General features: G+C 71.3%; 19 protein-coding genes and 1 riboswitch. Of the genes, 5 read left to right on the plus strand and 14 right to left on the minus strand.

Features of this window, described 5'->3' with window-relative positions:
• The first annotated feature begins 243 nt into the window (after positions 1–243).
• Together ACIP9H_RS05495 and ACIP9H_RS05500 are read left to right on the plus strand one after the other, a co-directional pair.
• On the plus strand, positions 244–927 hold the full coding sequence (locus tag ACIP9H_RS05495) for a M24 family metallopeptidase (RefSeq protein ID WP_401581300.1): 684 nt from the start codon (positions 244–246) through the stop codon (positions 925–927).
• 139 nt (positions 928–1,066) lie between these two features.
• Positions 1,067–1,702 carry a molybdopterin-dependent oxidoreductase gene (locus ACIP9H_RS05500; protein WP_401957651.1) on the plus strand — a complete coding sequence of 212 codons (636 nt, stop codon included), beginning with the start codon at positions 1,067–1,069 and terminating at the stop codon, positions 1,700–1,702.
• A gap of 35 nt (positions 1,703–1,737) precedes the next feature.
• On the opposite strand, the gene ACIP9H_RS05505 is transcribed toward ACIP9H_RS05500, so the two are convergent.
• Genes ACIP9H_RS05505 through ACIP9H_RS05560 form a run of 12 tightly spaced genes read right to left on the minus strand, consistent with a single transcriptional unit; the run spans position 1,738 to position 13,528 of the window.
• On the minus strand, positions 1,738–2,898 hold the full coding sequence (locus tag ACIP9H_RS05505; protein ID WP_401957654.1) for an LLM class flavin-dependent oxidoreductase: 1,161 nt from the start codon (positions 2,896–2,898) through the stop codon (positions 1,738–1,740).
• Between the two features lie 26 nt (positions 2,899–2,924).
• Positions 2,925–4,121 (minus strand): SfnB family sulfur acquisition oxidoreductase, encoded by a 1,197-nt coding sequence (locus tag ACIP9H_RS05510; protein ID WP_401957656.1) that lies wholly within the window; start codon positions 4,119–4,121, stop codon positions 2,925–2,927.
• The gene (ssuE, locus tag ACIP9H_RS05515) at positions 4,118–4,675 is read right to left on the minus strand and encodes an NADPH-dependent FMN reductase (RefSeq protein ID WP_401581310.1); all 558 of its coding nucleotides are present in this window, start codon (positions 4,673–4,675) and stop codon (positions 4,118–4,120) included. Before ssuE ends, ACIP9H_RS05510 begins: the two co-directional genes overlap by 4 nt.
• Positions 4,676–4,735: 60 nt before the next feature.
• Positions 4,736–5,863, minus strand: a complete 1,128-nt coding sequence (locus tag ACIP9H_RS05520; RefSeq protein ID WP_401957659.1) for an LLM class flavin-dependent oxidoreductase — start codon at positions 5,861–5,863, stop codon at positions 4,736–4,738.
• A gap of 12 nt (positions 5,864–5,875) precedes the next feature.
• Positions 5,876–6,970 (minus strand): LLM class flavin-dependent oxidoreductase, encoded by a 1,095-nt coding sequence (locus ACIP9H_RS05525; protein ID WP_401957662.1) that lies wholly within the window; start codon positions 6,968–6,970, stop codon positions 5,876–5,878.
• The gene (locus tag ACIP9H_RS05530; protein ID WP_401581317.1) at positions 6,967–8,340 is read right to left on the minus strand and encodes an NtaA/DmoA family FMN-dependent monooxygenase; all 1,374 of its coding nucleotides are present in this window, start codon (positions 8,338–8,340) and stop codon (positions 6,967–6,969) included. The genes ACIP9H_RS05525 and ACIP9H_RS05530 overlap by 4 nt, the downstream gene beginning before the upstream one ends.
• Before the next feature lie 19 nt (positions 8,341–8,359).
• A complete protein-coding gene (locus tag ACIP9H_RS05535) occupies positions 8,360–9,631 on the minus strand; it encodes an LLM class flavin-dependent oxidoreductase (RefSeq protein WP_401957665.1) in 1,272 nt (423 codons plus the stop codon).
• Between the two features lie 44 nt (positions 9,632–9,675).
• Positions 9,676–9,879: a putative leader peptide gene (locus tag ACIP9H_RS05540; RefSeq protein WP_401581322.1), complete on the minus strand. Its 204-nt coding sequence runs from the start codon at positions 9,877–9,879 to the stop codon at positions 9,676–9,678.
• On the minus strand, positions 9,876–10,619 hold the full coding sequence (locus tag ACIP9H_RS05545; RefSeq protein ID WP_401581324.1) for a GNAT family N-acetyltransferase: 744 nt from the start codon (positions 10,617–10,619) through the stop codon (positions 9,876–9,878). The genes ACIP9H_RS05540 and ACIP9H_RS05545 overlap by 4 nt, the downstream gene beginning before the upstream one ends.
• A gap of 40 nt (positions 10,620–10,659) precedes the next feature.
• Positions 10,660–11,694, minus strand: a complete 1,035-nt coding sequence (locus ACIP9H_RS05550; RefSeq protein WP_401581326.1) for a transporter substrate-binding domain-containing protein — start codon at positions 11,692–11,694, stop codon at positions 10,660–10,662.
• Positions 11,695–11,741: 47 nt separating this feature from the next.
• On the minus strand, positions 11,742–12,518 hold the full coding sequence (locus ACIP9H_RS05555; protein WP_360913098.1) for an amino acid ABC transporter ATP-binding protein: 777 nt from the start codon (positions 12,516–12,518) through the stop codon (positions 11,742–11,744).
• Complete coding sequence (locus tag ACIP9H_RS05560; protein WP_401957669.1) at positions 12,515–13,528, minus strand: amino acid ABC transporter permease; 1,014 nt, start codon at positions 13,526–13,528, stop codon at positions 12,515–12,517. The genes ACIP9H_RS05555 and ACIP9H_RS05560 overlap by 4 nt, the downstream gene beginning before the upstream one ends.
• A 609-nt stretch (positions 13,529–14,137) precedes the next feature.
• Positions 14,138–14,246: riboswitch (SAM riboswitch) on the plus strand.
• A 241-nt stretch (positions 14,247–14,487) separates the two neighbouring features.
• On the opposite strand from ACIP9H_RS05560, the gene ACIP9H_RS05565 reads away from it, so the two are divergent.
• Both ACIP9H_RS05565 and ACIP9H_RS05570 read left to right on the plus strand, forming a co-directional pair.
• Positions 14,488–15,270, plus strand: a complete 783-nt coding sequence (locus tag ACIP9H_RS05565) for a glutathione S-transferase C-terminal domain-containing protein (protein WP_401957672.1) — start codon at positions 14,488–14,490, stop codon at positions 15,268–15,270.
• 214 nt (positions 15,271–15,484) lie between these two features.
• Positions 15,485–15,904 (plus strand): VOC family protein, encoded by a 420-nt coding sequence (locus tag ACIP9H_RS05570; RefSeq protein ID WP_401957674.1) that lies wholly within the window; start codon positions 15,485–15,487, stop codon positions 15,902–15,904.
• Positions 15,905–15,931: 27 nt separating this feature from the next.
• On the opposite strand, the gene ACIP9H_RS05575 is transcribed toward ACIP9H_RS05570, so the two are convergent.
• Positions 15,932–16,570, minus strand: coding sequence for a phosphatase PAP2 family protein (locus tag ACIP9H_RS05575; RefSeq protein ID WP_401957678.1), 639 nt, complete (start codon positions 16,568–16,570; stop codon positions 15,932–15,934).
• A gap of 96 nt (positions 16,571–16,666) precedes the next feature.
• Positions 16,667–17,032 (minus strand): DUF6233 domain-containing protein, encoded by a 366-nt coding sequence (locus ACIP9H_RS05580; RefSeq protein WP_401581338.1) that lies wholly within the window; start codon positions 17,030–17,032, stop codon positions 16,667–16,669.
• 230 nt (positions 17,033–17,262) lie between these two features.
• Between ACIP9H_RS05580 and ACIP9H_RS05585 the strand changes: the two genes are divergently transcribed.
• Positions 17,263–19,563, plus strand: coding sequence for a catalase (locus ACIP9H_RS05585; protein WP_401957680.1), 2,301 nt, complete (start codon positions 17,263–17,265; stop codon positions 19,561–19,563).
• The last annotated feature ends 102 nt before the right edge of the window (positions 19,564–19,665 follow it).

A 19,665-nucleotide genomic window follows, 5' to 3' on the forward strand; every position in this document is an offset into this window, starting at 1 on the left:
TGACCACCGGCTCGCATCAGACAGCACCACATCCCACCCCATGCCCACCTCAACGAGCCCGCTGCCCACCCGTCACGGCAAAGACCGTTGCAGTACTAGGACGTCAGGTGCCTTGCCGTCGGACAAACGCTGTGCCCACGACATCTGCTGACACCTCGGAAGCACTGCCCGCGCTCCGCCATGAGCACGGCCGGCCTCCCAGGTTGCCGAAATCGGGCCATGGCTCCTACGGTGAGTCACGTGATGGACGAATCCACGCGCGCGGCACGGCTCCTGGATGCGCAAGCCAAGGCGGCGCTGCTGTTCGCGGAGGTCGAGGCACGCCGCCTGGTGACCGCCGGCCAGGGCGAACGCGCGGTCAGCGACCGGATCCGGGACCTGGCGAACGAGATGTTCGGAACCACGCACTACTGGCACAAACGCATCGTGCGGTCCGGGCCGAACACCCTCCTGCCCTACCGCGAGAACCCACCGGACCGGGTCATCGGCGCGGACGACATCGTCTTCGCCGACTTCGGGCCCATCTTCGAGGAGTTCGAGGCCGACTTCGGGAGGACCTTCGTCCTGGGTGACGACCCGCGCAAGCACCGCTTGCGCGACGACCTGTCGACCGTCTTCGCATCCGGACGGCGGGCCTTCGAAGCGGACCCGGGCATCACCGGCCGGCAGCTCTACGCCGAGGTTCAGCGGCTGGCCGCCGAGGCCGGCTGGCAGCTGGGGGGCTGGCACGTCGGCCACCTGGTGGGTGAGTTCCCGCCCGAGTACAACGACTGGGAGGACGTCGACTCCCACATCGTGCCCGCGAACGAGAAGCCACTGCGCCGGACGGACGAGGCGGGACAACCCCTGCACTGGATCCTGGAGATTCATCTCATCGACCGCGACGGGGGCTTCGGGGGATTCCACGAAGAGCTGCTGGATCTCTGAAGCGCACTGATGAAGGCCGGTTCCCGCAGCAATGTCACCGCCCGCGGGGGCGAACCCTGCCCGGGCGTCATGCAAGGTGAGCGCATAGGCTGAGCCGGAAAGCAGGCCGCGAGCAGGAGACGGAGAGAGGCCGCAGCCCTTGACCGCCGAGCAGTTCTCCGGGTCCGAAGCGTCCGGCCGTATCCCTCCGGGTCAGCGGCTTGTCCGGGGTTGGCCCGTCTCGCACTACGGCCCCGTCCCGCGTTTCCGCCCCGACCGCTGGAATCTGCGTGTCTTCGGCGCCACCGCCACCGGGGACCACCACGACTGGAATTTCGACCAGCTCGTCGATCTACCCCGCACCACGGTCGTCGCCGACCTCCACTGCGCGAGCGGCCCCAGCTCCATCGGACACGAGTGGTACGGAATCCCCGCCGCTGCCGTCCTGGACCTGGTCCCGCCGGCACCGGACGTCACGCACATCATGGCGTGGGCGGAGTACGGCTACTCCGCCAACCTGCGACTCGGCGACTTCACGTCGGCGCGGACCCTCATGGCCACGCACCGCAACGGCGAACCCCTCACTGCCGAGCACGGGTTCCCGCTGCGCTTGGTGGTTCCCCACCTCTTCGGCTACAAGGGCCCCAAATGGCTCCGCGGAATCGAGTACATGACGGCTGACCGGCGTGGGTTCTGGGAAGAGCGCGGTTTTCACAACATCGGGGATCCCTGGCGGGAGCAGCGCTACTCCTACGAGGAGCAAGAGGGCGACGGGCCGCAGCCGCACGGCGGCTAGTCCACCCGGGGCCGCAAGCTCGTGTCACGAACGGCTCAACGCGGGCTCCCGACGTCCGCGAAGGGGATCCGCGCCGACGGCCCCGCCTCCCCGCCGAACCGGTGCCGCCACAGCCCTTGTGCTTCCAGCCGGGGCAGGACGCCCTCGCCGAACCAGTACGCCTCCTCCAGGTGCGGATAGCCGGAGAGGACGAACTCCTCGATGCCGACCGCGGCGTACTCCTTGATGCGTTCGGCGACCTCGTCATGGCTCCCGACCAGCGCGGTGCCCGCGCCGCCGCGCACCAGGCCGATGCCCGCCCACAGGTTGGGGTGGATCTCCAGGCGTTCGCGGCTTCCGCCATGGTGCAGGGCGAGCATGCGGCGCTGGCCCTCGGACTCGCTGCGCGCCAGGCCGGCCTGGACGGCGGTGACGGTCCGCGGGTCGAAGCCGTCCAGGAGGCGGTCGGCCTCGGCCCAGGCCTGCGCGGAGGTGTCGCGCGTGATGACGTGCAGCCGGATGCCGAAGCGCAGGGTGCGTCCCTGTTCCGCCGCCAGTCGACGGATCCAGGCGACCTTCTCGGCGACCTGCGCCGGCGGCTCGCCCCAGGTGAGGTAGACGTCGGCGTACCGGGCGGCGACCTCGCCGGCCGCCGGGGACGATCCGCCGAAGTACACGTCGGGAACCGGATCGGGCACCTGGGCGAGCGTCGCGTTCTCGACGCGCAGGTGCTCACCGCGCAGGTCGACGGACTTCCCCTCCCACAGCCTCCGCACGATGTCGAGGAACTCACCGGTCCGCCGGTAGCGCGCGTCCTTGTCGAGGAAGTCGCCGTAGGCCCGCTGCTCGTGGCTCTCGCCTCCCGTGACGACGTTGAGCAGCAGCCGTCCGCCGGTCTGGCGCTGGAAGGTGGACGCCATCTGCGCGGCCAGCGTGGGCGAGACGAAACCGGGCCGGAAGGCCACCAGGAACTTCAGGCGTTCCGTGTGCTGGCTGACCATGGCCGTGGTCAGCCACGCGTCCTCGCACCATGCGCCGGTGGGGGTGAGCGCGCCGGTGAATCCGAGGTCCTCGGCGGCGCGGGCGATCTGGCTCAGATACGCGACGGTGGGCGGCCGGTCGCGGCCGGACCGGGTGGCGGGGGTGCCGTGGCCGCCGCCGACGACGTGGCGGCTGTCTCCGTTGGTCGGCAGGAACCAGTGGAAGTCGAGGGACACGTCAGTTCTCCGTTCGGGGTCGTCCGTCACAGCAGGCCGTGCCGGGGCGGCCTGGTGCCGTTCAGCACATGGCGGCCGATGTGCTGGACCTTCCAGCGGGGCGGGTCGTGCAGGGTGTGGGTGCGGGCGTCCCGCCAGAGGCGGTGCAGGCCCAGGGAGTCGAGCGCGGACCGGGTGCCGGAGACCTCGAAGAGGGCGCTCGCGACCTCGACCGCGGCTTCGCCCGCCACCACCTTGGCCGCGGCCACCGCGATCGACGCCTCGGCGGCCGAGTCGTCGGTCAGGTCGGCGCGGGCGGCGTCCACGGCCCTGGCCGCGGCGTCGAGCAGCGCGTCGGCTGAGCGGACCCGGATCGCCAGTTCGCCGAACCGCTGGATCAGCAGCGGGTCCTGGGCAGCGGTCCCGTGTCCCTCCTCGACGCTCTCGAACCACGGGCGGCTCTTGGTGCGGACGAACTCCACCGCCTCCGCCAGTGCCCCGAAGGCGATCCCGGCGTCAATGGCGGCGTGCAGCAACTGGGCGACCGCGCCGTGCAGTTGCGGCCCCTCGAAGGTGAGGTGGTGCGGCACGACCCGGTCCGCGTTGACGCGCACCGACTCCAGCCGGACCGTGCCGCTGGCGGTCGTGCGCTGCCCCATACCGTTCCAGTCGTCCACCACCGTCACACCCGGCGCGTCCCGCGGCACGTACGCCACGTGCAGCTTTTCGTCGTCGCCGCGGGCAAGGACGGGAATCCAGTCCGCGAACAGGGCACCCGTGGAGTAGTGCTTGACGCCGTCGAGCACGTACGCCCCGTCCGGCAGGCGCGCCAGCCGGGTACGGATGTCCTGCACGTGCTTGGTGCCCGCCTCGGACTGCGCGTTGCCGAACCGCTTCCCCCTCAGGACCTCGCCGAAGAAGAACTCCTTCTGCTCGGGCGTGCCCTGCCGGCGCAGCACATTGACGTACACGAAGTGGCTCTGCGGGATCTGGGCGAGGCTGGCGTCGGCGGCGGCCAGCAGCCGGAAGATCCGGGCGAGTGTCTCCGTGCCGACGTCGGCGCCGCCGAACTCGGCCGGCACCGTCACCGCGAGGATGCCGGAGGCGGACAGCCGCTCCAGCTCCGCGTACGGAAGCCGGCGCAGCGTGTCCCGCTCGGCGGCGCCTTTGCGGAAGTCGGCGGCCAGTTCGGTCGCGACGGCGAGGGCTTCGGCGGCGTCGGCTATCACCGTCACGGCGCTCACGCGGTGGCCGCCAGCCGGCTGGGACGTCCACCGAGCGCGAACGAGAACTGGTCCGTTACCTGGGCCAGCGCCTCGGCCGCGGCCGGCGCGACGGTCAGCGTGCCGTCGTCGCCGACCGTGATGTCCTTGTCGAGCGTGAACCAGCCCGGCGTGATGTGCGCGGGGTTCATGGAGCTCAGCACGGGCCGGAGCGCGTAGTCGATGGCCAGGACGTGGGCGGTGGTGCCGCCGGTGGCCAGGGGAAGGACGGTCTTGCCCGCGAGTGCGTACTGCGGGAGCAGGTCGAGCAGCGACTTGAGCAGTCCTGAGTAGGCGGCCTTGTAGACGGGGGTGCCGATGACGACGCCGTCCGCCTGTTCGAACAGGCGCGTGGCGGCGACGATCGCCGGATGCCCGAAGTCGGCGTGCAGCAGTGCCTCGGGCGGGAGGGTGCGGACGTCCAGTGGGACGGTCGTGTGTCCCTGGGCCGTGAGCCGGTGGTCCAGGTGGCGCAGCAGACGCGCGGTGCGGGACGTAGCGGAGGGACTTCCGGAAACAGACAGGACGGTCGCCATGCCGGTGCCTTTCCTTTCCAACGGGTCGGGTCGGTCGACGTCAGGGAGCGGTGCCGTGCTTCAGCGGCGGTGCCACTCCTCGGCCAGCAGCCGGTAGGAGCGCACGCGGTCGTCGTGGCCGTGGGTGATGGTGGTGACGATCAGCTCATCGGCCCCGGTGGCCTCTTCCAGCTGTTCGAGCTGGTCGGCGACGCGCCGCGGGGACCCGACGAACTGCGTCTCGAGGCGGTCGGCCACCAGAGCCTGGTCCTGCTCGGTCCATGCCTGGGCGCGTGCCTGTGCGGGGGTGGGGAACTCGATGGCGCCCTCGGCGGTGCGGATGCTGCGGACCCAGGGGCCGTAACCGGTGGCGAGTTCGCGGGCGGTCGCGTCGTCCTCGGCGACGACGACGTCGGCCGAGACGCTGATGTACGGCTTGTCGAGCACCTCCGACGGCTGGAACGCGGCCCGGTACCCGTCGACGGCCTCCAGAACGGTGCCGGGACTGACGTGGTAGTTCGCCGCGAAGCGGAGTCCGTTGCCGCCGGCGACCTCGGCGCTCTGGCCGCCGCTGCTGCCGAGGATCCACACCTGGAGGTCGGCGCCCTCACCGGGAACGGCGTGCGCCTCGATGCCGTCCGGGGAGCGGTAGGTGCCGCGCAGCAGCGCCAGGATGTCGTCGACCTGCTCCCCGTAGTCCTGGGACCGCGCGCCGGGCTGCTGGAGCAGTCGCTGCTGGAGTGCGATACGGGGTGAGCCGAGGAGGTGCCCGAAGGAGAACTTCGGCGGGATCCTGAGGCCGCCTGGCGTGCGTCCGTCGACGACGGGCGTCGTGGTCGGCAGCGGGCTGTCCGGGCCGGTGGGCGGGCGGCCTCCGGAGCGGCCCAGTCCCAGGTCGAGCCGCCCGGGGTGCAGGGCGTCGACGAGCCCGAACTCCTCCACGGTGGACAGGGCCGTGCGGTGGCCGAGTTGGACCGCCCCCGAGCCGAGCCGGATCGTGGACGTCGCGGCCGCCGTGAGGGCCAGGACCACGGCCGGGGAGGTGCCCGCGACACCGGGGTTGAGGTGGTGCTCGGCGAACCAGTAGCGGGCGTAACCGAACTCCTCGGCCTTCCGGGCGAGGTCGATGCTGTTGCGCAGCGCCTCGGTGGCGGTCGAACCGGAGGATATGGGAACGAGGTCGAGGACTCCGAGCGGTGTGCGCGACACGGTGCTTTCTCCTCAAGAACGGGCGGGCGACGGGCGGGTGGGTTCGGGCGCGCTCAGGGCGGGTGCCCAGGCAAAGGGCGGGTCGGGGATGTCGCGCCGCAGCACCGGGGCGACCTCGGACTGGAAACGCTCCAAGGAGGCGCGGTGCCGGTCACCGGTCAGTCCGCCCGCGTCGGCGTGGACGTGCAGGACCGTGTGGCCGAACTCCTCGTGGTAGCGGTGCACCTTGTCGACGACCTGCTGCGGGCTGCCGACCAGCGCCGAACTGCGCGCCACGAAGTCCTCCAGGGTCGCGAAGACCGGCTGGAGCCCGAGCTGCCGCTGGAACGCCAACTGCCCCTCGAACACGGGCCGGTAGTGCGCGAGCGCCTCCTGGGTCGTGCGGGCGACGTACAGGCCGGCCGTTCCCGCGCCGACGGCGATGCCCGCGGGGTCGTGGCCGTAGTGCCGCCGGCGTTCGCGGTAGTGGCGGATCAGCTCCGCGTACGGCTCGATGGGGTGGGAGACGTTCGCGGAGAACAGGGGGTCGCCGTAGCGGGCGGCGAGGTCCACCGACTCCTTGCTGGTGGCGCTGCCGTGCCAGACCCGGATCGCCCGTTGCAGCGGCCTCGGCCGGACCTCGGCGTCCTTCAGCGCCGGGCGGAAGCGGGTGTCGGCGGTGACCTTGTCCTGCCGCCACAGCCTGCGGAACACCTCGTAGCTCTCGGCGTTGCGGTCCCACTGGTCCTCGGGGGTGACGTGGAACAGTTCGCGCTGCGCGCTGCCGTTGCCCTTGCCGATGATCAGCTCCAGGCGCCCGCCGGACAGGTGGTCCAGCGTCGCGTAGTCCTCGTAGGCCCGTACGGGGTCCAGCAGGCTGAGTGTGGTCACGGCGGTGAAGAGCCGGATCCGCGAGGTGAGCGCGGCGATGTGGCTGAGCACGACCGGTGGCGAGGAGGAGAGGAACGGCCGCTCGTGCCGCTCCCCCACGCCGAAGCCGTCGAAGCCCAGTTCCTCGGCGAGCAGCGCGTTGTCCAGGACCTCGCGGAAGCGTGCGCCGGTCGGCTTCAGCACCCCGGTCACCGGGTCCGGGGTGTGCGCGATCAGGGTGATGGCCAGGAATCTCATGAGGCCGCCCGCTCGGCCGGCGGGACGTCGGGGTGGGCCAGGCCGAGGTGGTCGCGCAGCGTGGTGCCCTCGTAGTCGGACCGGAACACGCCCCGCTCCTGCAAGAGGGGGACGACCGTGTCGGCGAAGGCGTCCAGGCCTCCCGGGGTGATGTGCGGGACGAGGATGAAGCCGTCGGAGGCGTCGCTCTGCACGAAGTCGTCGATGGTCGAGGCGACCGTGGCCGGGGAGCCCACGAAGGACTGCCGGTTCCCCGTCTCGATGACGAGGTCGCGGATCGACCACTTGTTGGCGGCGGCCAGCGCCCGCCACTCGCGCGCGGTGGCCAGCGGATCGCGGTACATGCGGACCTGCGCGCGCCCCTGGGAGACGGTGTGCTCGCCGGGGTCGGGGTCGATGTCCGGCAGCGGGCCGTCGGGGTCGTAGCCGGACAGGTCGCGGTTCCAGACGAATTCCAGGTGCTTGATCGCGGTTGCCCCGCTGACCTGGCGGCGTCGCACCTCGTGGGCGATCTCCGCGGCCTCGGCGTCGGTGTCGCCGAGCACGAAGGTCGCGGCGGGCAGGATCAGCAACTGCTCGGGGGTGCGGCCGTACTTGGGGAGGCGGCCCTTGACGTCCCGGTAGAAGGCCCGGCCCTCGTTCAGCGTGCTGTACCGGCTGAAGATCGCGTCCGCGCCGGACGCGGCGAACTCGCGGCCCTGTTCGGAGTCGCCGGCCTGGAAGATCACGGGCCGCCCTTGGGGACTGCGCGGGACGTTGAACCGGCCCTGGATGTCGAAGTGCTGCCCCTTGTGGACGAAGGCCCCCGCCCCGGCGTCACTCAGGAAGACGCCCGCCGCCTGGTCGGCGACGACCTCGTCGCCGCGCCAGGAGTCGAAGAGTTCGCCGGCGGTGGCGAGGAACTCCCTCGCGCGCGAGTAGCGCTCCGTCTGCGGGAGGAAGCCGCCGCGGCGGAAGTTCTCGCCGGTGAAGGCGTCCCAGGAGGTGACGACGTTCCAGGCGGCACGCCCGTCCGACAGGTGGTCGAGGCTGGCGAACTGGCGCGCCACCTCGTAGGGCTCGTTGAAGGTGGAGTTGATGGTGCCGGTCAGACCGAGGCGTTCGGTGACGGCGGCGAGCGCGGCCAGGACGGTGAAGGTGTCGGGGCGGCCGACCACGTCCAGGTCGTGGATCCGCCCACCCTGTTCCCGCAGGCGCAGCCCCTCGGCGAGGAACAGGAAGTCGAACTTGGCCCGCTCCGCGGTCCGCGCGAAGTGTGCGAACGAGCTGAACTCGATGTGGCTGCCGGCCTCCGGGTCGCTCCACACCGTGGTGTTGTTGACACCGGGGAAGTGCGCGGCCAGATGGATCTGCTTCAGCGGCTTGCTCATGGCGTACAGGTCCTCCCGGTCAGGCGGTCGCGGCGGCGTAGCGGTTGGCGGGGCGGCCCATACCCAGCAGGCCGCGCAGGGTGTCGGCCTCGTACCGGGCGCGGAAGGCGCCGCGGCGTTGGAGTTCGGGGACGAGGCCCCGGGTGATCGCCGGCAGGTCGTGGCCGATCACGGCGGGGCGCAGCCGGTAACCGGTGAGTCCGGCGGCCTGCCACTCCAGCAGGAGGTCCGCGAGCGCGCCGGGGGTGCCCGTGAAGATCTTCGCGTCGCTGGTGTACGGGGACCCGGCGAGGCCGTCCAGGCGTTCCCTGCGGGCCCGGGCCGCGGCGGGGTCGTCGTCGAGGAAGACCACGAGGTCGCCGAAGATGTGCAAGGGCTCCCGCCCCCGGCCGGCCGCCTCCTGTTCGGCACGGATCTCGGCGACGACCGCGCTGGCCTGGTCGCCGTCGTGCGGGGTCACGTAGCCGATGTCCGCGGAGCGCGCCACGAGGCGGAACGGCACGGTGCGATGGGCGAGAGCGCTGACGACGGGCTGGCCCTGGGGCGGCCGGGGGGTGATGGAGGGTCCCTTGACGCTGAAGTGCGGGCCCTCGAAGTCGATGTAGTGCAGCTTGCTCGCGTCGATGAAGCGGCCGGTGGCGACGTCGCGGATCTCCGCGTCGTCCTCCCAGCTGTCCCAGAGCCGGCGGAGCACTTCGACGTAGTCGGCGGCCTCGTCGAAGAGGTCGGTGAGCAGTGCGTCGACGGTCGGGGTGCCGAGGTCGCCGGTGGCGAGGGCCGGGATCGTGCGTCGGCCGAAGTGCGCGGCCTCGTCGGGCCGTGCCGAGACCTGGACGCGCAGGCCGGCGCGGCCGGAGCTCACGTAGTCCAGCGTGGCGATGGCCTTGGAGAGGTGGAAGGGCTCGGTGTGGGTGGCGACCACGGTCGGGACGAGGCCGATGTGCCGGGTCAGGGGGGCGACGCGGGCGGCGACGAGGACGGCGTCGAGGCGGCCGCGTACCTGGTCGGTGCGTGTGTCCGGCTCGGTGGGGTGGGAGGACTGCGGGCCGAGGGAGTCCTCGATCGTCACGAAGTCCAGCAGTCCGCGTTCGGACTCGGTGACGACGTCGTGCCAGTAGCGGGCGGTGAGCAGTTCCCGGGGGCGGGACGCGGGCTCACGCCAGGCGGCCGGGTGCCAGCCGGCACCGTCGAGGGCCACGGCCAGGTGGAGTGGGTTGTCCGGGAGGGATGACGCGGGGTACGGCGAGGAGAAGTCCGAGGACACGGAGGGAGCCTTCCTGATCGACCACATGTCTCACCGGCCCTCGTCCGGAGGGCCGACGGCGGAGAAGGGGGTCAGGAACTACAGAGGGAGCCGGCGACGCGCTGCAGATCGATGTGCGCCCGGGAGTAGAGATGGACCCGGTGGATCCGGCGGGGTGGGACGGAGACCGTCGCGGGCACTCGGTTCGCTGTCGGCACGATCGTCACCTCCGCCGAGTACGGTCCGGGCAGGCGTCGAACCGCCTGCAGCGCTCCTTCCAGCACAACAGCGCTCATGCCCGACTCTGTTCCCCCGGAGCGCCCGGAGTGCGGACGATCAGGAACGTCGTGCGGCGGCGCAGAGTGAATCCGATGGACTCGTAGAGCCCGATCGCGCCGGAGTTGACGGCCGCCGCGTGCAGGAACGGGGTGTCCCCGCGGTCCCTGATGCCCGCGGCGACGGCCCGCACCAGCCGGGTCGCCAGGCCCCGGCCGCGTCGCGACGGATGCGTGCATACGGCGCTGATCTCCGTCCATCCCGGGGTCCGCAGCCGTTCGCCGGCCATGGCGACCAGCCGTCCGTGCTCCCGGATGCCGAGATAGGCCCCCAGCTCCACGGTCCGGGGAAGGAAGGGGCCCGGCTTGGTCAGGCCGACGAGGTCCAGGATCTCGGGCACGTCGGCGGGGCCGAGGGGTTCCGCCTCCGGTGCCGGCTCGGCGCGCAGCGAGGTGTCGACGAGCTGGACCCCTTCGCCGCTCTCGACGAGCTCCCACCCGTCGGGGATCGTGCGCGCCCCGCTGACCGCGACAGCGGCGCCCGCGCCGGCCAGGAGGGCCAGATCCTCCCAGGCCCTCGGATCGGCCGGGTCGGACAGCGCGGTGAACGGGGAGACGTCCGCGGGGTAGCGGGCGGCCAGGCCGACGCGTTCGGCGAACCGGGCGTGCGGACCGGTCAGTGCCGCCCATGCGGGGTTGTCGAGGACGTGCGGTGGCGCGGCCGGGCGCTGGGCGCGGTCCGCGGGGATGCTGAGGGACATGGCTGCCGGATCTCCGTACGGTCGTGCGGCGGACGGGGCGTCAGGAGTTGTCGAGCGGCAGGCCGGGCGGATCGACCTCCGAGGTGGCGACGGCCTCGTTGGACAGGTTCCAGGCGGCGAGCCACTTCGCGTACTGGCCGTTCTCGATCAGGTGGTTGATCGCGGCCGCGATGGGCTTCGCGAGGCCGCTGTCCTTCTTAGCGGTCGCGGCGATCAGGCCCTGCAGACTCGCGCCGGCGCCGGAGTACTTGCCCGCGTTGCGGGTGGGGTTCGGCGTGCCGGCGTCCTGGGTGATGTGGTAGGCGATGCCGGGATTGGGGCCGAAGTAGGCGTCGATCTTCTTGCCGCTGAGCGCCAGATAGGTGCTGTTGTTGTCGGGGAAGTACTTGACGGTCAGGTCCTTGCCCTCGCCCTGGAGCTTCTTGCGCCACTCGAGGAGGATCTTCTCCTGATTGGTGCCGGCGCCGACGGCGACCGTCCTGCCCGCGAGGTTCCGGTAGTCGTCCGCGAAGTCCCAGGTGCTGCTCTTCAGGACCTCGAACGCCAGATTGTCCTGCCGGTAGGAGGCGAACTCGTACTTGCGCTTGCGCTCCTCGGTGTCGGTGACGTTGGAGAACGCCACGTCGACCTTGCCGCTGTCGATGCCGACGAAGAGGTTCTCCCAGGTGGAGTTCTTCACCACGGGCTTGAGCCCGAGGACCGCGGCCACCAGCCGGCCGAGGTCGGGTTCCGCTCCGGTGAGGGTCCGCTGGTCGCTGCCGACGTACGCCAGCGGCGGGAATCCGGCCGGCAGCGCGCCGATGCCGACGACCAGCTCCCCCTTGGCCGCGATCTCCTTGGGCAGACCGGCGCTGATGGATGCCACCTCGGGCACCTTCAGCGTGGTCTCCTGGGCGGCGCCGTTGGACAGGCTGCCGACGGTGACCGTGCCGGCGGACGAGGAGCCTGAGCCGGTGGTGACGGACGTACCGCTGTCGTTCCCGCACGCGGCGAGTCCGCCGGTGAGGAGGGCGAGAACGCCGGCGGCCGTGACGGTACGGATGAGTCTGCCGCGAGGGCGGGGAAGGGTGCGCATGACCGTCCTTGGTCGTGGGTCGCAAGTGGGCGGGAAGAAGCGGCGGATCAGAGCACCTTGCTCAGGAACTCACGGGTCCGCTCGTGTTCGGGGTGGTTCAGCACCTGTTCGGGCGGGCCCTGTTCGACGATCCGTCCGTTGTCGAGGAAGACGATCCGGTCCGCGACCTCGCGGGCGAAGCCGATCTCGTGCGTCACGACCAGGAGGGTGGTGCCGCCGGTGGCCAGGTCCTTGATGACGGACAGCACCTCGCCGACCAGCTCGGGGTCCAGCGCGGACGTGGGCTCGTCGAAGAGGATGACGCCGGGACGGAGCGCCAGGGCCCGGGCGATGGCCACCCGCTGCTGCTGCCCGCCCGACAACTGCCTGGGGTACGCGTCGGCCTTGTCGGCGAGCCCCACCCGGCCGAGCAGGGTGCGGGCCAGTTCGCGGGCCTGCGGCCTGCGCAGCCTTCCGGTCGCCACGGGGGCGGCGGCCACGTTGTCCACCACGGTCAGATGCGGGAAGAGGTTGAAGTTCTGGAAGACGAAGCCGATCCGGCTGCGCTGGGTGAGGATGACCCGCTCGCTCAGCTCCCTGAGCCGCTCGCCGTGCCTGCGGACGCCGATCAGCTCGCCGTTCAGGCTGACGTGGCCGATCTCGGGCTTCTCCAGATGGTTGATCACACGCAGCAGGGTGGACTTTCCGGAGCCGGAGGGCCCGAGGACGACGGTGACCTCTCCCGGACGCACCGTCAGACTGACCCCGTCCAGCACCTGGTGGGCGCCGTACCACTTGTGCACGTCGTGGACCTCGACCGCGGCCGGCCGGATGTCGGTGCTCATGGAGTGGCCCCCGTCCGGATCCGGGCCGGCAGGTGGCGGAGCGCGGCACGGAGTTTCTGCACGGGAGTCGCGGGAACGATGCGCAGAGCGCCGCGCGAGTAGTACCGCTCGACGTAGAACTGGACGACGGAGACGACGCTGGTGAGGATCACGTACCAGACGGTGGCTACCAGCAGCAGCGGCACGATGTCGCCCGGGTAGGTGCTGCCCATGCTCTGCACCGAGCCGAAGAGGTCGAGCAGCGAGACGTAGAAGACCAGCGAGGTCCCCTTGATCAGGCCGATCAGCTGGTTGACGTAGTTGGGGACGACGGACCGCAGCGCCTGGGGAAGGACGATCCTGGCGAACTGGTAGCGCTTGGGCAGGCCGAGCGCCGCGGCCGCCTCGTGCTGGCCCTGGTCCACCGAGAGGATGCCGGCGCGCACCACTTCCGAGGCGTAGGCCGCTTCGTTGAGGCTCAGCCCGATGACGGCGACCACCATGTCGGTGGCGAGCCTGGACTCGTCGAAAGTGAGGAAGGCCGGGCCGAAGGGCACGCCGAGGCTCAACGTACGGTACAGAGCACTGAAGTTGTACAGGAACAGCAGCACGACGATCAGCGGGACCGACCGGAACAGCCAGGTGTAGGTCCAGCTGACGGCCCGCAGTACGGGACTGCCGGAGAGCCTGGCCAGCGCCAGCACGATGCCTCCGAGAAGACCGAGCACCGCGCTGTACGCCGTCACCTCCAGGGTGATGAGCAGTCCGTCGAGGATCACCGGGCGCACGAACCAGTATCCGAAGCGGTCCCATTGGAAGAAGGGGTTGCTCAACAGGCCGTGCCCGATCTGGGCGGCCAGGACGAGCACGACCGCCGTGGCGATCCACCGGCCGGGGCGGCGCAGGGGCAGCACCCGCTGTTCCGCCGGCGGTCGCGGTGCGGGACCACGCACGTCACCGGGCTCTTTCGCGGGCGCCCGGGCCGGTGGCGCCGAGCGGTCGGACACAGCGGTGCCGGGGGGTTCACTCATCGGGGACTCCAGCGGACGGGTGCACCCGGTCGCGCAGGCGACGGCCGACCGCAGGGCGAACGACACCTCGGCGGTACGGAGTGCACGGGGAGACGAGCGGAACGGGGCAGAACAGGCGGGCACACCCACCGCGTCAGCGGGAGGTGCCGGCGTTCAGGGAGTGATCGTCAGCCTTGACAGCGCGCGCGACAGGGCGCGGAACACAGGCGACACAGGGCACTGCTGACGCGGGCCAGACCGACGGGCCGCTGCGTGTACGCCGGGACGAGGCCGTGGCGCCGCCACGCTGCCGTCCCCGGGGTCGCGTACATCGCGTCACCGCCACCGTTCCGCCCCGCTCGGGGCCTCGCGCCTGCCGAAAAGTCGTCGGGACGGCCCGGACAGCCTTCCGCCTGGGAGGCGTTGGCGCGGCCGGCCTGAGCCTGCCGCCGACGTCCGGGACCGTTCTGCGGCGTAAGTTAGACACGGGCCGAAGAGAATGTCAACGACGCTGTCTCGCATGCCGGATGCCGCGGTGAGACGCCACTCGCCTTCTTGACGCGCCGCGTCCGGCGGCCCAACACTGGTGCCGACGGTCACGATTGTCAGCGCCCGTGGTGCCGTGTCGCGGCTCCCACGGGTCATCGGCCCCGGCCCGCTGACCGGCAACCCTCACATCGCGGTGGGGTGCCCCGGGTGACGACCTGGTCCCGCCGGCGCGGCGGGACAAGCGCGGTCCCGCGTCACGCGGGCCCCGAGCCGGGGAGGCGGACATGGCCACAGCACGGTCCGCGCTGCTCACCCGCCGGCTGCACATCGACTTCCTGCGTGTCTGCAGCGCGTTCGGCACGACCGGCTGACCTCGGCGAGTCCTCACGCAGTACCGACTCAGGGGCCGGGTGCGAGCACGCACCGGCCGTCAGCCGTCCCGCCCGCCGCTGCCCGAGGGCAACCGGGGGCCGCCACGCCCTGGAGAGCGCATGCCCGAGACGACGATCTCACGTGATCCCGGTTTCCCCGCGTCCTGTACCGCGCTGCCCCGCACGCCCCGTCCGGACCGCTTCCGCAGCCGGATCGGTGCCGACGCCGCCGGCGGCTTCTACCCGGCTCCGTGCCGCTACGAGCTGTTCCTTTCGGCGCGGTGCCCGCAATCGCGGCGGGTCGCCGTCACCCTCGACCTCCTGGGCCTCCGGGACACCGTCGTCACGACGGTCGTTCCGCCGGCGTCGCCCGACGCGGCCGCGCCCGCGGCATTGCGCGCGGCGTACGAGGCCACCTGGCACGGCTACGACGGGCCGCTCACCGTACCCGCCCTGTGCGACCGGTGGACCGGACGAGTCGTCAGCAACCACACCCCGGACATCCTCCGCGACCTCGCGGGCCGCCTGGGGGACGCGGCACGCCTGTGTCCCCTGGACCTTGTGACCGAGATCGGTGCGTTTCAGGACCTGGTGGAGCAGGACATCGTGCGCCCGGCGGAAGAGGCGGCCACGGGCGCACCTGCCGACCGTGCCCAGGCCCTGGAACAACTGCTCACCGCGCTCGGCCTGCTGGACCGCCGACTGGCATGCGGACCGGGCCCCTACGTCCTGGGCGAACGGCTGACCGCGGCGGACGTCGACCTGTGGGTCGCCCTGACGGACCTCACGGACGGTGTGCTCTCCCCGTACCGGCACCTCACGGCCTACGTCCGCCGCCTCCCACGGCAGTACGCGGCTTTCAGGTTTCCCCGGCCGGAGGAACGTACAACCCAGGGAGGCTGATGCCGCTCCCGGAGCACCCTCCGGACGGGCACCACTAGGGTGCTGGGTTCACAAGACCGCCGATGTCTCACGGGAGATCCACGATGCCGAACCCCATGGGGTCGACGTACGCCACCGTCCGACCGCGGGCGAAGGCCACCGAGGGAGCGGGCAGCAGGGCCACCGGTCCGGCCATGGTGTTCAAGCCGGTTGAGCCCGCCCCGGCGGTGGCGGCATGACCCGGCCGGCGGGCGGGATGCTGCACCACGTAGAGATCTGGGTGCCCGACCTGGAGCGGGCCGTCGCCTCCATGGGCTGGCTGCTGAAAGCCCTGGGGTACACGCTTTTCCAGAGCTGGGACGAGGGCCGCAGTTGGCGGCTCGGAGCGACTTACCTGGTATTCGAGGAGTCCCGCGCCCTGACCGCCGTCCGGCACGACCGGTGCCGGCCCGGACTGAACCATCTGGCGTTCCACGTCGAAGACCACCACACCGTGGAGAATCTGGCCTCCGAGGCAACGCGGCACGGCTGGAGCCTGATGTTTCCCGACCGCCACCCGCACGCCGGCGGCGAGCAGGCCTACGCCGCCTACCTGGAGAACACCGACGGTTTTGAGGTCGAGCTCGTCGCCGTCAACCCGTCGGAGCCGGACTGACGACGACCACCCGGGGCCGGAGGGACGTCAGCGCAACGGCAAGAAGATCGCCAGCGCGACGGAGGAGCCGATCAGGAACCCGACGACGGTCTGCGCGACAGTGTGGTCGCGCAGCACCACGCGGGACCAACCGACCGGTATCACCGCGAGGAGGAGGGGCACCATCGGTGCGCCGTAGACGGCGGTGAGTATGGCACCGGCCGCGCCGACCGCCGCGGTGTGACCGGACACCTTCCACCAGATCGTCACCAGGCCGCCGACCGTGAGTCCGCTCAGGATGGCCGCGACGAGCGCGGTGATTTCACGCGGTGCGCCCAGCAGAGCAAGAAGGAACACGCTGAGTACGGCGCAGGCGATCGCGGTCGCCAACGGGACCGCGCGCTGACGCCGGATCCGCACATGTACGTCCGTGAACCGTCCGGCCCGCACCCCGAGGACGACCACGGTCATCGGCACCCCGACGGCTCCCGCCGCCGCCCCCGCCGCCCAGGCGAGCCCAGAGCCGTGCCCGCTGTGCCACCCCACCGCGAGCAGCATCACGGTGAGGAGATACGCGGGTGCCAGGACGTCCGTGATGAGCTTGGCCAGGGACCGCACGGCGGGTCGCGGAGACGCGGGCCCTTCCTGCTCGAGGCGGACGGTACGGTCCCGTTCACGGATGATCACACCCGGCATTGTCGTACAGCGGAAATACCGCGCTTCAGCCGGGCCGCCCGCTGCTGGAGCACTCCACTCGGCGAACGCGCGTGACCGCCGGATTCTTCACTGAGGACCGCTCGCGTCAGGAAACGCGCGCTCGGGGTGGCAGCGGGGGCAGGGCGTGATGTCGGGCATCGCCAAAGCGATGCCGAGTTCGTTCTGGGAGAGCCAGCCGCCGGCCGCGTCCGGGCAGTCTCCCCGGTGGAGCACTGCACGGACGGAGCCGCCCTCGCCGTCCGGGAGATGCTGCAGGCGCCAGCCGGCCGAGCCCTCGGCGATCGGGCCGGCGCGGCGGGACGTAGCCGAAGGGGCGGCGGGTGGTGACGGCCCTTCGAGCTCGCGGATCCTCGCATCGACCGCGTCGAGCTGCAGTTGCAGGTACACACGGATGACCCGCAGCCGGTCCAGATCCGGAGGGAGGTCGCCCATGCGTTCGACGGTACGTTCGGCGGGCGTGTCAGGCCAGCGGGGCACCCCTCAGCTCCGCTGAGCGGGACCGCCCTCGAGGTGTGCCCGACGCCCCGCCGCACCCATGCCCGGCACCCGGGGTGACATCCCGCCGCGAACGGCGGACATCACCTGGGGCCCTGTTTGTGCGAAAGGGACACCGGTTACCCGGAGGCGACGGAGTTGCACGAGGACGAAGCTGGAGACATGCCATGGCCAATGAGCCGGGCCCTGTGAAGAAGATCGTCGACAAGGTGACGGAGGTGGCCGCCGAGCTCACCCCCGCGGGGCGTGCGGAGATCCCGGGGGTTCCGGCGAGCATGCCCCCCACAGTGGAAGAACCGGTCACCCCGCACGATCCGCTGCCGGCCAAGCCCGACCAGGCCGTTCCGACACCGCTCAGCGCGACGGGCCGCCCGGACGGGCCCTCCAAGACGGTAAGGGCCCAGGACGGGCCGTTCCTCACGAACGCGCAGGGCGCCCGTCTGCCGGACAGCGACCACTCGCTCAAGGCCGGACCGCGCGGCCCGGTGCTGCTCCAGGACCACCACCTGCGCGAGAAGGTCATGCACTTCGACCACGAGCGCATCCCGGAGCGGGTGGTGCACGCCCGGGGCGCCGCCGCGCACGGCGTCTTCCGCGGCTACGGCACAGCGACCGAGGTGTGCAAGGCGGCCTTCCTCGCCAAGGACGTCGACACGCCGGTGTTCGTGCGGTTCTCCACGGTCCTGGGCTCGCGCGGCTCGGCCGACACCGTGCGCGACACCCGCGGATTCGCCACCAAGTTCTACACGTCGGAGGGTGTTTTCGACCTGGTCGGCAACAACATCCCCGTGTTCTTCATCCAGGACGCGATCAAGTTCCCCGACGTCATCCACGCCGGCAAACCGCATCCGGACCGGGAGATCCCGCAGGCCCAGAGCGCCCACGACACGTTCTGGGACTTCGTGTCCCTGCACACCGAGGCCGCCCACCACACCATCTGGGCCATGTCCGACCGCGGCATCCCGCGGTCGTTCCGCACCATGGAAGGCTTCGGCATCCACACCTTCCGCCTGGTGAACGCCGACGGCGCCACGACGCTGGTGAAATTCCACTGGAAGCCGAAGGCCGGCGTGCACTCCCTGGTGTGGGAGGAGGCGCAGATGATCGGCGGCATGGACCCCGACTTCCACCGCCGCGACCTCGCCGACGCCATCGAGGCGGGCGCCTTCCCGCAGTGGGAGATGGGGATCCAGACCTTCCCCGACACCCCGGAGCAGACCTTCCAGGGGATCGACCTGCTGGATCCGACGAAGATCGTCCCCGAGGAGCTGGCACCGGTGCAGCCCGTCGGGCTGCTCACCTTGAACGCCAACCCCACCAACTTCTTCGCCGAGACCGAACAGGTCGCCTTCCACGTCGGTCACCTGGTGCCCGGTATCGACATCACCGACGACCCGCTGATGGCCGGACGTCTCTTCTCCTACCTCGACACCCAGATCACCCGGCTCGGCGGGCCGAACTTCGCGCAGATCCCGATCAACCGGCCGCACGCCCCGGTCAACGACATGTTGCGCGACGGCTTCCATCAGGACGCGGTGCACGTCGGTGCTGCTCCCTACAAGCCCAACTCCCTCGACGGCGGTTGCCCGTTCTTCGCCGGAGCCGAGGACCGCGGCTACATCGAGCACCCCACGCCGATCGCGGCGAGCGCCAAGGTGCGCGAGGCTCCGGCATCGTTCGACGACCACTTCAGCCAGCCCCGGCTGTTCTGGCACAGCCTGAGCGCCGTCGAGCGCGAGCACACCATCGCCGGCTTCACCTTCGAGCTCGGCAAGTGCTACGAGCAGGCCGTCAGGGAACGCGCCCTGAAGATGCTGGCCCACATCGATCCCTACCTGTGCCGGCAGGTCGCACAGGGACTGGGCCTGCCCGCCCCGGAGGCCGCGGAACCACTCGCCGACGTCCAGCCCAGCCCCGCGCTTTCGCAGGTCGGCCGCACCTGGCCGACCCCAGGCCGGGTCATCGGCATCATCGCCGACGGTGCGGCCGACCTGAGCGCTGTGGAAGCCGTCCGCCGCTCCGTGCTGGCCAACGGTATGGTCCCGCTGATCATCGGGCCCACCTGCGGCACCCTCACGCGACAGGGCGCCGATCCCGTCACGGTGCAGCGCAGCTTCGCCACGGCGCGTTCCGTGGAGTTCGACGCCCTGCTGCTGGCCGAAGCCCCCGGCCCGGCAGCCGATGCCCAAGGCAGCCGTGACGCGAAGGCAGGCGGCCCGTCTCCTGTCAGCGCCCCTGTCGACCCACGCGTAGTGCTGATGCTGCAGGAGGCCTATCGGCACGCCAAGCCGATCGGCGGCTGGGGCGCTTCGGACCCCGCCCTGCAGGCCGCCGGGATCGCCGTCGGCTCGGCCGGGGTCGTCACCGGCTCCGACGGCGAAGCGGTGCTGCGCGAGATCACCACGCTGCTGGGCGCCCACCGTGTCTGGGAGCGGTTCCCGGTCCCCTCGGATTCCGGCGCTGCCTGAGCACTCCGCCCCACCCTTCACGGCGGCGTCCTACCGCCCGGCACCCACCGGCGGCAGGACGCCGCTGTCCGACCGCGTGCCGGTACGCACCGCGCGATGCGC

Source organism: Streptomyces sp. NPDC088732, from assembly GCF_044751205.1.
In the GTDB taxonomy this organism is placed as follows: Bacteria; Actinomycetota; Actinomycetes; order Streptomycetales; family Streptomycetaceae; genus Actinacidiphila.